General features: G+C 68.4%; 14 protein-coding genes. 12 read left to right on the forward strand and 2 right to left on the reverse strand.

Annotated elements, in window-relative coordinates; translation table 11 throughout:
• Positions 1-39: 39 nt before the first annotated feature.
• The 4 genes from BLV60_RS08195 to BLV60_RS08210 are packed head-to-tail and all read left to right on the forward strand — an operon-like array spanning position 40 to position 3,333.
• Positions 40-1,260 (forward strand): helix-turn-helix domain-containing protein, encoded by a 1,221-nt coding sequence (locus BLV60_RS08195; protein ID WP_093052720.1) that lies wholly within the window; start codon positions 40-42, stop codon positions 1,258-1,260.
• A 46-nt stretch (positions 1,261-1,306) separates the two neighbouring features.
• Positions 1,307-1,993: a Vgb family protein gene (locus BLV60_RS08200; RefSeq protein WP_093052723.1), complete on the forward strand. Its 687-nt coding sequence runs from the start codon at positions 1,307-1,309 to the stop codon at positions 1,991-1,993.
• 1 nt (position 1,994) lies between these two features.
• A complete protein-coding gene (locus BLV60_RS08205) occupies positions 1,995-2,762 on the forward strand; it encodes a DUF899 domain-containing protein (RefSeq protein WP_093052726.1) in 768 nt (255 codons plus the stop codon).
• Positions 2,763-2,775: 13 nt separating this feature from the next.
• The gene (locus BLV60_RS08210) at positions 2,776-3,333 is read left to right on the forward strand and encodes a hypothetical protein (protein WP_093052729.1); all 558 of its coding nucleotides are present in this window, start codon (positions 2,776-2,778) and stop codon (positions 3,331-3,333) included.
• 18 nt (positions 3,334-3,351) lie between these two features.
• Here BLV60_RS08210 and BLV60_RS08215 read toward each other — a convergent pair whose 3' ends face one another.
• Positions 3,352-4,644: a LysR family transcriptional regulator gene (locus BLV60_RS08215; RefSeq protein ID WP_093052732.1), complete on the reverse strand. Its 1,293-nt coding sequence runs from the start codon at positions 4,642-4,644 to the stop codon at positions 3,352-3,354.
• A gap of 170 nt (positions 4,645-4,814) precedes the next feature.
• Between BLV60_RS08215 and BLV60_RS08220 the strand changes: the two genes are divergently transcribed.
• The 8 genes from BLV60_RS08220 to BLV60_RS08255 are packed head-to-tail and all read left to right on the forward strand — an operon-like array spanning position 4,815 to position 12,336.
• Positions 4,815-5,843 (forward strand): amidohydrolase family protein, encoded by a 1,029-nt coding sequence (locus tag BLV60_RS08220; RefSeq protein WP_093052735.1) that lies wholly within the window; start codon positions 4,815-4,817, stop codon positions 5,841-5,843.
• A gap of 2 nt (positions 5,844-5,845) precedes the next feature.
• On the forward strand, positions 5,846-6,547 hold the full coding sequence (ligK, locus tag BLV60_RS08225) for a 4-carboxy-4-hydroxy-2-oxoadipate aldolase/oxaloacetate decarboxylase (protein WP_176928742.1): 702 nt from the start codon (positions 5,846-5,848) through the stop codon (positions 6,545-6,547).
• Positions 6,548-6,562: 15 nt separating this feature from the next.
• Complete coding sequence (locus tag BLV60_RS08230; protein WP_093052740.1) at positions 6,563-7,849, forward strand: gallate dioxygenase; 1,287 nt, start codon at positions 6,563-6,565, stop codon at positions 7,847-7,849.
• 36 nt (positions 7,850-7,885) lie between these two features.
• Positions 7,886-8,866 (forward strand): Bug family tripartite tricarboxylate transporter substrate binding protein, encoded by a 981-nt coding sequence (locus BLV60_RS08235; protein WP_256328898.1) that lies wholly within the window; start codon positions 7,886-7,888, stop codon positions 8,864-8,866.
• A 5-nt stretch (positions 8,867-8,871) separates the two neighbouring features.
• Positions 8,872-9,873, forward strand: a complete 1,002-nt coding sequence (locus tag BLV60_RS08240) for a Bug family tripartite tricarboxylate transporter substrate binding protein (protein ID WP_093053207.1) — start codon at positions 8,872-8,874, stop codon at positions 9,871-9,873.
• A 23-nt stretch (positions 9,874-9,896) separates the two neighbouring features.
• Positions 9,897-10,736 carry a metal-dependent hydrolase gene (locus tag BLV60_RS08245; protein ID WP_093053210.1) on the forward strand — a complete coding sequence of 280 codons (840 nt, stop codon included), beginning with the start codon at positions 9,897-9,899 and terminating at the stop codon, positions 10,734-10,736.
• 17 nt (positions 10,737-10,753) lie between these two features.
• A complete protein-coding gene (locus BLV60_RS08250) occupies positions 10,754-11,644 on the forward strand; it encodes a DUF1932 domain-containing protein (RefSeq protein ID WP_093052743.1) in 891 nt (296 codons plus the stop codon).
• A 2-nt stretch (positions 11,645-11,646) separates the two neighbouring features.
• Positions 11,647-12,336 (forward strand): substrate-binding domain-containing protein, encoded by a 690-nt coding sequence (locus tag BLV60_RS08255; protein WP_176928758.1) that lies wholly within the window; start codon positions 11,647-11,649, stop codon positions 12,334-12,336.
• Here BLV60_RS08255 and BLV60_RS08260 read toward each other — a convergent pair.
• Positions 12,333-13,238: a LysR family transcriptional regulator gene (locus BLV60_RS08260; protein WP_093052749.1), complete on the reverse strand. Its 906-nt coding sequence runs from the start codon at positions 13,236-13,238 to the stop codon at positions 12,333-12,335. The two genes, BLV60_RS08255 and BLV60_RS08260, sit on opposite strands and share 4 nt — an antisense overlap.
• Positions 13,239-13,312: the final 74 nt, after the last annotated feature.

A 13,312-nucleotide genomic window follows, 5' to 3' on the forward strand; every position in this document is an offset into this window, starting at 1 on the left:
CGAAAAGAAGGCGTCAGCACACCAAGGTAACCTGTCGCCATGGACTCCCTGATCGCCGCCTCCGCCCGCGCCCTGGCCGCTGGCGATGCGCTAGGTGCCCTCAAGCGGGTCGCCCTGCGCGATGACCCGCCTGCGCTGGCCTTGCGCGGCATCGCCATGGCCCAGCTCGGCGAGCACCCGCGCGCACGCGAACTCCTGCGGCGCGCCGCGCGCGACTTCGGCGCGCATGAAGTGCTGTCGCGCGCCCGCTGCATCGTGGCCGAGGCCGAGGTGGCGCTGGCCATGCGCGACCTCGGCGGCTCGCCGCGCACGCTGACGGCTGCGGCAGCCACGCTGGAGGCGCACGACGATCACGCCAACGCGCTGCAGGCACGGCTGATCGCCGCGCGCCGGCTCCTGCTGCTGGGGCGTCTCACCGAAGCCGCGGCCGCGCTCGAGCGCCTCGATGCGCGCGGCCTGCCGCCATCGCTGGCGGCGGTGGCCGAGCTGAGCGCGGCCGAACTGGCGCTGCGCTCGCTGCGCATCGGCCCGGCGCAGGCAGCGCTGGCCCGTGCGCACGAAGCGGCCGTGCGTGCGCGCGTACCGGCGCTGCTGGCCGAGGTGGCGGAGGCGCGCGCTGCCTTCGAGCGCCCCGCTGCGCGGCGCATCTTCGCGGGCGGCGAGCAGGCGCTGCGCCTCGATGAAGTCGCGGCGCTCCTGGCCTCCGACGCACTGGTGGTCGATGCCTGCCGCCGGGGCCTGGGCGCTGGTGACGCGTGGCAGCCGCTGGCGCGCCGTCCGATCCTGTTCACGCTCGCGCGCTCGCTGGCCGAGGCATGGCCCGGCGATGTCGATCGCGAAGCACTGATCGCAAGCGCATTCCGCACCCGCCACCCCGACGAAACGCATCGCGCGCGCCTGCGTGTCGAGATCGGCCGGCTGCGCGCGCTCGTCACTGCGCTGGCGAGCATCGAGGCCACGCCGCGCGGCTTCGTGCTCAAGCCGCACGGCGAACGCACCGTCGCCCTGCTGGCGCCGCCCATCGACGGCGACCAGGCCTCGCTGGTGGCGCTGCTTTCCGACGGCGCAGCATGGTCGACCTCGGCTCTGGCGCTGGCGCTCGGGGCCAGCCAACGCACGGTGCAACGCGCGCTGGTCGAGCTGGAGGCCGAAGGCCGGGTGCGCTCCATCGGCCAGACGCGCTCGCGCCGCTGGCTGTCGCCGCCGCTGGCGGGATTCACGACGATCTTGTTACTCCCCGCTGCGCTGCCGTTTGAATAGAGTTGTCTCCAGGCGCCAATCCGAGGCGTTTCACAAGGAGCCAACGATGAGCAGCAACAACAAGACGAGCAAGAGCAGACCCCAGCCCACCGTGCGGCCGGCCGAGATCGTGCGCGAGTACGGCCCCTTTGCCGACGCCACCCAGGTGGCGGGCGTGACCTACGACGGCCAGCGCGTCTGGGCCGCCACCGGCGCCAGGCTGGTGGCCTTCGACCCCGCCAGCGGCGAGACCACGCGCACGCTGGACACCGCCTGCGACGCCGGCACCGCCTTCGACGGCAAATACCTCTACCAGATCGCCGAGTCGCGCATCGACAAGATCGACCCGGCCACGGGCAAGGTGCTGGCGTCGATCCCCTCGCCCGGCCATGGCAACGACTCGGGCCTCACCTGGGCCGAAGGCAGCCTGTGGGTGGGACAGCACCGCGACCGCAAGATCCACCAGATCAACCCCGAGACCGGCGCCGTCGTGCGCACCATCGAGTCGAACCGCTTCGTCACCGGCGTGACCTGGGTCGACGGCGAGCTGTGGCACGGCACCTGGGAGGCTGAAGAAAGCGACATCCGCCGCATCGACCCGCAAAGCGGCGCTGTGCTCGAGCGGCTCGAAATGCCGCACGGCATCGGCGTCAGCGGACTCGAGTCCGACGGCGCCGATCTTTTCTATGCCGGCGGCGGCAAGAGCGGCAAGGTCCGCGCCGTGCGCCGTCCCCGCAACTCAACGGAGCATTGACATGACCGAAATCAATCACGCAGCAAACCACCCCGTCGTGTCCAGCGACCAATGGCTCGCCGAGCGCAAGGCACTGCTGGCGCGCGAGAAGGAGCTGATGCATCTGCACGACCAGATTGCCCGCGAGCGCCGTGCGCTGCCGTGGGAGCGTGTCGAGAAAAACTACGTCTTCGACACGCCCGCGGGCAAGCGCACGCTCGCCGAGCTGTTCGAGGGACGCCGCCAGCTGATGGTGCAGCACTTCATGCTCGGCCCGGGGTGGGAGCAAGGCTGCCAGAGCTGCTCTTTCATGGCCGACCACACCGACGGCATGAACGTGCATCTGGCGCATCGAGACATCACGATGGTGGCCGTCTCGCGCGCACCGCTGGCCGAGATCGCGCGCTTTCGCGAGCGCATGGGCTGGCAGTTCAAGTGGGTGTCGGCGAATGGCAGCGACTTCAACCACGACTTCCATGTCAGCTTCACACCCGAGGAGCAGGCCACCGGCAAGGTCTATTACAACTACGCCTTGCAGCCCTTTCCCCAGGAAGAGGCGCCCGGCGTCAGCGTGTTCTACAAGGACGACGCGGGCGAGGTGTTCCACACCTACTCGACCTTCGGTCGCGGCGTGGAAGTGATGATGGGCGCCTACTACATGATGGACCTCACGCCCAAGGGCCGCGACGAGCGCGAGGTGCCCTACAAGATGGAGTGGGTGCGCCACCACGACCGCTACGAGCCGCAGGCAAAGACGGCGGGCGATTCGTGCTGCTCGGCGCACGGCTGAAGCGCGAAGCATCATGACGAGCCTGTGGCCCTGGCTGGCAGTCGCGGGGATCGGCGCCCTTCACGGGCTGAACCCCGCCACCGGCTGGGCCTTCGCAGCCGCCTGGGGCGTGCGCTCACGCGACCGGTCGCAGGCGCTGCGGGCCCTGGTGCCGATCGCGGTCGGGCACGCCGCATCGGTCGCACTGGTTGCCGCTGCTGTGGCGCTGGGACTGTCGATGGATCGGGTGGCGCTGCAGGTGCTGGCGGGCGGGCTGCTTGTCGCGGTCGTGGCGTACCACGTGTGGGGCCGCAGCTCGGGCAAGACGGCCGGGCATGCCGGGCTGGCGCTCTGGTCTTTCATGATGTCCACCGCGCACGGCGCCGGACTGATGCTGGTGCCGGCACTGATCCCGCTGTGCATGGGCGACGCACCGGCAGCACGCGAGATCACCGCATCGGGCTCGCTGATGCTGGCGCTCGCGGCGGTCGGCGTTCACACAGCGGCGATGCTCGGCGTTACCGGCGTGATCGCCACCGGCGTATGCCGTGGCTTCGACTTCAGGCGGAAGTCGCCTGCGGCGCCGCACTGAAGGCGATGCCCGGCCGCATCACTGCCGCCCCTTCGGCACGTGGAAATCCGGCGACCCGGCCACCACCTTGCGGATCTCGTTCATCAAGGCCCGCGCGCCCGGTGAAGGAAACGCGCCCAGTCGCTGCGTCAGGCCGATCTCGCGCCGTGTTTCCTCGAGCGGAAAGTCCAGCACCACCAGGCTGCCGTCGCGAATCTCGTAGCGCAGCTGGTGCGCCGAGATCGCGGTCAGCATGTCGCTTTCCAGCAGCAGGCCGCGCAGCACGGCGAGGTCGCCCGTCTCGACCGCGGGCAGCGGCGGCGCCTGCCGCGCATCCGAGAAGAAGCGCTCCAGCAGCTCGCGCGATGGCGAGCCGTGCCGAGAGAGCGTCCAGCTCGCCTCGCGCAGCATCCTGAAGTCGATGCGCTTCGCGCGTGCGAGCGGATGGCCGGCACGGGCGATCACCGAGATGCGGTCTTCGAACAACGGCTCCTGCTGCAGGTCTTTCGCTTCACTGGCGCTGCGCAGCGCGCCGAGGATGAAGTCGATGTCGCCGCTGCGCAGCGACGCGGCCAGCGCGTCGTACGGACTCTCGACCGTGGTGACGTGCAGCCCCGGGTGCCGCGCGAGCAATGAGGCAATCGCCAGCGGCAGGATCTGCGTGCGTCCGAGCGGCAGCGCACCGACGTTCACACTGCCCTGCAAGGTGCCTTCGCTGGCCGCGATGTCTGGCCCGATGTGCCGCAGCTCCGACAGCACGCGCTTGAAGTAGAAGGCCACGATCTCGCCCGCTGGCGTCGCGGTGAGCCCGCGCGCATTCCGGTTGAAGAGCGTGACGCCGAGCCCGCTTTCCAGGTCTTTCAATGCGCTACTGATGGCCGGCTGCGTGATGCCGAACTCGCGCGCGACGGCGGGCATGTTGCGCTTCTCGGCAAGGCTCGCTATCACGGCGAGGCGTCGGCCATTCAGGATCGAAGTGAAGAGCGAATGCACGTCGGCGGAGCTGTCGATTCCGCCGCGCGCCGCCAGCTGCGTGCGCGCCTCCTCGAACTCGCGCTCGATGCGCAGGGCACGCGCCAGCACCAGTTCTCCGTATGCATTGAGCGCCACGCCACGCGAGCGCCGGTCGAACAGCGGCCTGCCGAGCGCGGCCTCCAGATCGAGGATCGAACGCGTCACCGCCGACGCCACGCGGAACAGCGCCTCGGCAGCCGCGGCAATGCTCCCGGCAGACGCCACGGCCGAGAACGCGCGCAGGTGGCGCAGGTTGATGCCGAGCGCCACGCTGTCGGCGTGCGCAATAACTTTGTGATGCTCGTTTTTTTTGTTCACGGGTGGAGGCGTCACTCTCGATCATGCATTTTCATGCTTAAGGGTAAACCCTTTATCGATAAAAAAGAATGATGGCAGCGCAACGCTAACTCACCCCACGCAAAGCAACCGCCGCGCAGACTTCTCTTCATGCTTGAAGCACCCCCTGCACACCTTCCGGAGCGTTGCGAATGATCATCGACTGTCACGGCCACTACACGACCGCGCCCAAAGCCCTCGAGGCGTGGCGCAACCGGCAGATTGCCGGCATCAAGGACCCGTCGGCCAAGCCCAAAGTCTCGGAGCTGAAGATCAGCGACGACGAACTGCGCGAGTCCATCGAGGGGAACCAGCTGCGGCTGATGAAGGAGCGCGGCAGCGACCTGACCATCTTCAGCCCGCGCGCGAGCTTCATGGCGCATCACATCGGCGACTTCGAGGTGTCGTCCACCTGGGCGGCCATCTGCAACGAGCTGTGCCATCGCGTGAGCCAGCTCTTTCCCGATCACTTCATCGGCGCGGCCATGCTGCCGCAGTCGCCGGGCGTCGATCCGGCCAGCTGCATTCCCGAGCTGGAACGCTGCGTGAACGAATACGGCTTCGTGGGCGTCAACCTCAACCCCGATCCATCGGGCGGCCACTGGACCAGCCCGCCGCTGTCCGACCGGCACTGGTACCCGCTCTACGAAAAGATGGTGGAGCTGGACATTCCCGCGATGGTGCACGTGAGCACGAGCTGCAACGCCTGCTTCCACACCACGGGCGCGCACTACCTGAACGCCGACACCACGGCCTTCATGCAGTGCCTCACCTCGGACCTGTTCAGCGACTTTCCGACGCTGCGCTTCGTCATTCCGCACGGCGGCGGCGCGGTGCCCTACCACTGGGGGCGCTTTCGCGGCCTGGCGCAGGAGATGAAGAAGCCGCTGCTCAAAGACCACCTGCTGAACAACATCTTCTTCGACACCTGCGTGTACCACCAGCCCGGCATCGACCTGCTCACGCGCGTGATCCCGGTCGACAACGTGCTCTTCGCCAGCGAAATGATCGGCGCGGTGCGCGGCATCGACCCCGAGACCGGCTTCTTCTACGACGACACGCGCCGCTACATCGACGCCACGCCCATGCTCGACGACAAGGCGCGCCACCAGATCTACGAAGGCAACGCGCGCCGCGTGTACCCGCGGCTGGACCGCGCACTCAAGCAAAAAGGACTTTGAACATGTCGACCACTCCCCTCCTCCAGGAACTCGGCGTCGTGCACCGCAACGTGGTGCGCGCCGATGCGGCCGCCGTCGAGAAGCTGTCGCGCTTCGGTGTATCCACGGTGCACGAAGCACTCGGCCGCCTGGGCCTGATGGCGCCGCGCATCCGCCCCATCCATCCTGAAGCGCGCATTTGCGGCACCGCCATCACGGTGCTGCTGCAGCCCGGCGACAACTGGATGCTGCACGTGGCGGCCGAGCAGATACAGCCCGGCGACGTGGTCGTGGCCGCCTGCACCGCCGACAGCACCGACGGCTTCTTCGGCGACCTGCTCGCAACCTCGTTCAAGGCGCGCGGCTGCAAGGGCCTGGTGATCGACGGCGGCGTGCGCGACGTGCGCGACCTCATCGCCATGGACTTCCCCGTGTTCAGCCGTGCCATCCACTCGAAAGGCACGATCAAGTCCACGCTGGGTTCGGTCAACGTGCCGGTGGTGTGCGCCAGCGCGCTGGTGCAGCCGGGTGACGTGGTGGTGGCCGATGTCGACGGCGTGGTCGTTGTGCCGGCGCAGCTGGCCGCCCGCGTAGCCGATGCCGCCGAAGCCCGCGAAGCCAACGAGGCCGGCAAGCGCGCGCGCTTCGCGGCCGGCGAGCTGGGGCTGGACATGTACGCCATGCGCGAGCCGCTTGCCAAGGCCGGCCTGCGCTACATCGACTGAGCAAGGGACCGCACTGTGGCTCGCATCATCGGCGCCGTCGCCTGCTCGCACACGCCCACCATCGGCTTCGCCTTCGACAAGAACAAGCAGCAGGACCCGGTCTGGGCGCCCATCTTCGAGGCCTTTGCACCGGTGCAGCAGTGGCTGGCCGACAAGAAGCCCGACGTGCTCTTCTTCATCTACAACGACCACGTCAGCTCGTTCTTCTTCGACCACTACTCGGCGTTCTCCCTGGGCGTGGGCGAGCGACACGAAGTGGCTGACGAAGGCGGCGGCGCGCGCGACCTGCCGGCTCTGGCGGGCCATCCGGCACTGGCGCGGCACATCGGCCGCTCGCTGGTGGCCGACGAGTTCGACATGTCCTTCTTCCAGGACCGGGCGCTGGACCACGGCGTGTTCTCGCCGATGTCGCTGCTGTGCCCGCACGAGCCCGCATGGCCGATACCGGTGGTGCCGCTGCAGGTCGGTGTGCTGCAGTCGCCGGTGCCGTCGGCACGGCGCTGCTACAAGCTCGGCCAGGCGCTGCGGCGCGCGATCGAGAGCTATCCGGACGACATCAAGGTGGCAATCGTTGCCACCGGCGGGCTCTCGCACCAGGTGCATGGCGAGCGCGCGGGCTTCAACAACACCGCCTGGGACGCCCAGTTTCTCGACCTGATCGAGAACGACCCGGTGCGGCTCACCGAGATGACGCAGGCCGAACTGGCAACGCTCGGCGGCATGGAAGGCGCCGAAGTCATCATGTGGCTGGTGATGCGCGGCGCACTATCGTCCAACGTGCGCAAGACGCACCAGAGCTACTACCTGCCCTCGATGACGGGCATTGCCACCGCCATCTACGAGAACCTGGCGAGCCCACCCGTCGCCGGTGAAGTCGAGCGGCACCGCCGCCACATCGACAAGGAACTGGCGGGCGTGGAAGCGCTGCAGGGCACCTATCCGTTCACGCTCGAGACCAGCGTGCGCGCCTACCGCCTCAACAAGTTCCTGCACGGCATGACGCGCCCGGCGCACCGCGCGTCCTTTCTTGCCGACGAGGAGGCCGCGTTCGACGATGCCGCGCTGACGGACAAGGAGCGCGACATGGTGCGCGGCCGCGACTGGCGCGGCCTGATCCAGTACGGCGTGATCTTCTTCATGCTGGAGAAGCTTGGCGCGGTGGTGGGCGTGTCGAACCTGCACATCTATGCCGCGATGCGCGGCCAATCGCTGGAAGAGTTCCAGCAGACCCGCAATGCGCCCGGCGCCCTTTATTCGGTGGCCGGCAAGGACGCCGCGCCGCAGGCGTGGGACCGCCGCTGAGCCGCGCCTGATTTTTTGATTCTGGAGACAACACAAATGAAGCCCCTTTTCCGACGCCTCGCCCTCGGCGTGGCCGCACTGGCCGCATTCGGCCAGTTCGGCATTGCCAGCGCGGCCGACGCCTTTCCGTCGAAGCCCGTGAAGATCCTCGTGGGCTACAGCGCCGGCGGCGCGGTCGATGCCATTGCGCGCTCGGTCGGCCTGCGGATGTCGGCCATCCTGGGCCAGCCGGTCATCGTCGAGAACAAGCCTGGCGCGGGCACCAACATCGCGGTGAAATCCGTCATCACGAGCGCGCCCGACGGCTACACCCTGCTGCTGGCCGCCAACGCGCTGGCCGTGAATCCGTCGCTGTTCCAGCCCGCGCCCTACGACCTGGAGCGCGAGCTGACGCCAGTAGCGTCGGTCGGCCGGGTGCCCGTGGTGTTCACTGTGCGCGAAGAATCGGCCATCAAGACGCTGCCCCAACTGGTCGCTGCGGCCAAGGCCAAGCCGGGCAGCGTGACCGTCGCCACGCCAGGCAACGGATCGACACCGCACCTGGCCATGGAACTGTTCCAGCACACCGCCGGCCTGCAACTGCGGCATGTGCCGTACAAGGGCGGCGCGCAGGCGCTCACCGATGTGCTCGGCGGCCATGTGGACGTGGTTGCGGTCAATGCGCTCGAAGCACTGCCGCTGGCCAAGTCCGGCAAGCTGCGCGTGCTGGCGGTGATGAGCGCCGAACGCTCCGCCGTGCTGCCGGGCGTGCCGACCGTTGCAGAGTCAGGCTACCCGGGGTTCGAGGCCAGTGTGTGGTACGGCTTCGTCGGGCCGGCCGGGCTGCCGAAGCCCATCGTCGAAAAGCTGCACGACGCCGTGCAGAAAGCCATCGACTCGCCCGAGGTGCGCTCCCAGCTCGCCGCGGCCGGCGGCGTTCCGCTGCCGGGGCCGACCGAGCAGTTCGACAAGCTGCTCAAGGCCGACGTGGCGCGCTACGGCAAGCTGATCCGCGAAGCCAACATCAAGCCTGATTGATCGCCATGACCACAACAGGCATCACCCGTCGCCACGCCTGCCTCGCGGCAGCAGCCGCCGCCCTGCTGCCGGCAAGCCGCGCCGCCATGGCGCAGCAGGCCTATCCGTCCAAGCCGATCCGCATGGTCATTCCCTTCCCGCCCGGCGGCTCCACCGACGTGCTCGGGCGGGCCATCGGCATCGAGCTGGGCCGCGCGTGGCACCAGCCCGTGGTGGTCGACAACCTCCCCGGCGCCGGTGGTTCCATCGGTGCCGACAAGGTAGCCAAGTCGCCGGCCGATGGCTACACGCTGCTGATGGGGCACATCGGCACGCTGGCGATCAACCCGTCGCTGTACCCCAAGCTCGACTACGACCCCGTGCGCAGCTTTGCGCCCGTGGCCTGGGTGGCGCGCGTGCCGAACGTGCTGGTGGTGCATTCCTCCGTTCCGGCGCGCACGCTGGCCGAACTGGTCGCGCTGGCCAAGGCACGGCCGGGCCAGCTGGCCTTTGGCTCCGGCGGCAACGGCAGCGCGGCGCACATCGCTACCGAATATCTGAAGCTGCAGACGGGCGCCTCTTTGCTGCACGTGCCTTACAGGGGCACTGCCCCGGCCGTCACCGATCTGCTCGCGGGCCAGCTGCAGCTGCTCTTCACCGGTGCGCCCGCTTTGCTGCCGCACATCAAGTCCGGCAAGCTGCGTGCGCTGGCGGTGTCGAGCCCGAAGCGCATCGCGCTGCTGCCCGACGTGCCGACGGTGGCGGAAAGCGGCGTGCCCGGCACCAAGGACTTCGAGGCCGACCAGTGGTACGGCGTTGTTGCTCCGGCCGGGACTCCCGCGGACATCGTCGCCATGCTCAACCGGCAGATCAACCAGTCGCTCAACACGGCGGACGTTCACGCGCGGCTGGCAGCCGAGGGCGCCGAGCCCACGCCCACGACGCCGCAGGCCTTCGGCCAGCTGATCGCGAGCGAAATGAAACGATGGGACCGCGTGATCAAGAGCGCCCACATCACCGTCGACTGAAGTTGGACAGGAACACACCGGCCATGAAATCGCTCGCCCGTCTGCTGCTCGCCCTTGTCGTCGCGGCACTGCTCGCCGCCTGCGCGCAATCGCCCCAATCGCCGCCCTCCACGAGTGGTGGCAAGACCGAAGTGCTCTGGCTCGGCCAGTCGGCATTCCGCATCACCACGCCGGGCGGCAAGGTGATCGTGACCGACCCGTGGCTCAAGCTGAATCCGCTGACGCCCGCGGCATACAAGAACCTCGAAGCCCTCGGCAAGGTCGACGTGCTGCTGGTCACGCATGGTCACTTCGACCACTTCGCGGATGCGCCTGCGCTGGCGCTGCTCAACCAGGTGCCGATGTACGCGCCCGGCGACATGAACCAGACGGTGGGCGTGCTCGGCATCCTGCCGCCCAACCTTGTGCCGCGCTTCAACAAGAGCGGCACGATCAACCCGGTGCCGGGCATCAAGGTGACTGCCGTGCACGCGGAGCACTCCTCGGTCATCGTGTGGAAGAACCCGGCCACCGGCAAGGACGAAGTGCACCCCGGCGGCGAGCCCGTGGGCTACATCATCGAGCTGGAGAACGGCTTCCGCATCTACCACATGGGCGACACGGGCCTGTTCGCCGACATGAAGTTCATCGCCGACTACTACAAGCCCGACCTCGTGCTGATGCCGATCGGCGGCCACTTCACGATGGACCCGGTGGACGCCGCCTACGCCACGCGCAAATGGCTCAAGCCGCGCGCCGTTATTCCGATGCACTATGGCGCCAACCCGCTCGGCAAGGGCACGCCCGACGAATACATCCGCGCGCTAGGCAGCACAAGCACGCGCGTGCTGGCTTTGAAGCCCGGCGAGAAGGCCATCTTCTGACAAGGACACATACGATCATGGGAACGACATTGGGTCTCATCGGCTACGGCGAAGTAGGCGGCATCTTCGGACGCGGGTTGCTCGGGCAAGGCGGCGTGGAAGCCGTCTGGGTCTGGGACAAGCGCTTCGCCGATCCCGCGACGGGCGCGGCAGCGCGTGCCGCGGCAGAAAGCGACGGGATGCGCGTGGCGAGCGGCATGCAGGAGCTTTGCAGCCGCGCCGACCTGCTCATCTCCGCCGTCACCGCCTCGAACACGCTGGCGGTGGCCGAAGAAGCTGCGCGCCACGCGCGCGACGGCAGCCGTTTTCTCGATCTCAATTCGGCATCGCCCGGCACCAAGCAGCGCGCCGCGGCGGCGCTGGAGCCCGTGGGCGTCGCCTACGTCGAGGCCGGCGTCATGACCTCGGTGCCGCCCTACGGCATCCGCGTGCCGATGCTGCTGGGCGGCCCGCAGGCCGCAGCGCTTGCCGAAACGCTGAGCGGCTGGGGCATGGACGTCCGCGTCGTGAGCGACCAGCTCGGCGTGGCCTCGGCGATCAAGATGAGCCGCAGCATCATGATCAAGGGGCTGGAAGCGCTGGTCATCGAGAGCTACACCACCGCCAGGCGCTACGGCGTCGAAGCGCATGTGCTGCCGACGCTGAAGGAAACCTTTCCGCAGATCGACTGGGACAAGCAAGGCGCCTACTTCTTCAGCCGCGTCGTGCAGCACGGCAAGCGCCGTGCGGAAGAGATGCGCGAAGCGGCGCAGACCGTGCGCGAGGCCGGCTTCGAGCCCCTGATGACGGCCGCCATCGCGGCCAAGCAGGACTGGGTTGCCGCCCAGGCGCGCGATGGTCTGTTCGAAGGGCTGGATGCCGCAAGCGACTGGCAGGCCTACGCGGATCGCCTCATCGGCCGCGCATGACCATGTCGAATTCGATACGGGGCATCTGCTCCATGGCCACGAAGGGCCTGCTGCTGGAGCTGGCCGCGGCGTACACGCGCACGAGCGGCGTGCCGGTTTCGTTCGAGGCAGTAGGCGGCGTAGATGCCGCAAAGCGCGTCTCGGCAGGAGAGCCATTCGACGTGGTGGTTCTCGCCTCGGATGCCATCGACAAGCTGGCGGCTGCCGGCAAGGTGGACGCATCGCGCAAGACCGACGTGGTGCGCTCCGGCGTTGCCGTGGCCGTTGCCGCGAACGCCGCGCGAGTCGATATTTCCACCGAAGAAGCGGTGCGGCGCGCCGTACTGGATGCGGCCAGCGTCGCGTATTCGACCGGGCCCAGTGGCGTTGCCCTGGCCGCGCTGTTCGAGCGCTGGGGCATCGCCGACACCATCAAGGGCCGACTGGTACAGGCGCCACCCGGCGTGCCGGTGGGCTCGTTGATCGCACGCGGAGAAGCTGCGCTGGGCTTTCAGCAACTGAGCGAGCTGATCGGTGTCGAAGGCATCGCACTGCTGGGGCCGCTGCCGCCGGCGATCCAGATCACCACGGTGTTCAGCGCAGCGCCGGGCTCGTTCGCTTCGCAGCCGGACGCCGCAAGCGGGCTGCTCGCGTACCTGGCCTCCGGCGACAGCGCAGAAGCCAAGCGCCGGCACGGCATGGAGCCTGCCTAGCGGGTCACAGACTTGCGAGAGCCGCTTCCCTTCCCGGCAATGACAAGCCCCGCGCTCTCGACAAAGCCGTGAATCAGCCTCAACCGTGGCGACGCCCGCAGCCACAGCACGCCGAAGCGCCGCGTCTCCGAAGGCAGTGGCAGCGGGATCTTGGCGATGCGCTGCCCGTCGAGCAGCGGCGAAGCGATGTCGGGCACGACCGACACGCCGAGGCCTCGGTCGACCATCATCGCGATTGCCAGCAATGAACTGAGTTCAAAGCGCTCCTGCGGCACGATGCCCGCCGAACGCAGGTAGCGGTCGGCCTGCTTGCCGCCACCGAGGTTGCGGTCGTAGCGGATGAGCGGAGAGGTCCGCAGCAGCTCGTGGGGATCGCGCCGCGCGAGGCGGCTCGGCGCGAGCAGCACCAGGGGTTCTTCGCGCAGCAGGGCCCAGTCGAAGGTCTTCGCAAGCGCGAACGGTGGATACAGGCACACGGCCGCATCGAGCTCGCCCTGCTGCATGGCCTTGTAGAGCGTGGCAGTGTTGCCCGACTGCAGGTACACCTTGACGCCCGGATGCGTCTTCACGAAGCGCGCGAGGATGTCTGGCAGCAGGCTGTGGATGGCCGTGTTGATGGTGCCGATGACCAGCTCGCCGCCGGCCGCCTCGCTGCCCACCAGCGCCTTGATGTCGCTCACCTCGCGCAGCAGCGTGCGGGCGCGCTGCACCAGCCGGTGCCCCGCCTCGGTCGGCTGCACCGTGCGGCCGGCGCGCGCGAGCAGCGGTGCGTTGAGCTCCCGCTCCAGCGCGCGGATCTGCTGCGCCACCGCGCCGGGCGTCAGGTCGAGCCGGCGCGCGGCCTCCGACATCGAGCCCGACTCCACCACCAGAAGAAAGCTTTGCAGGTAGGCCGTTTCCATGAAGATAGATTTTCTGCGATCTGATCGCAGGGAGCAGCTGTTTTTCTCTTCTCATGAACTGCGGACACTGCATG

The sequence above is a fragment of the Variovorax sp. YR634 genome (assembly GCF_900106655.1).
Taxonomy (GTDB): domain Bacteria; phylum Pseudomonadota; class Gammaproteobacteria; order Burkholderiales; family Burkholderiaceae_C; genus Variovorax.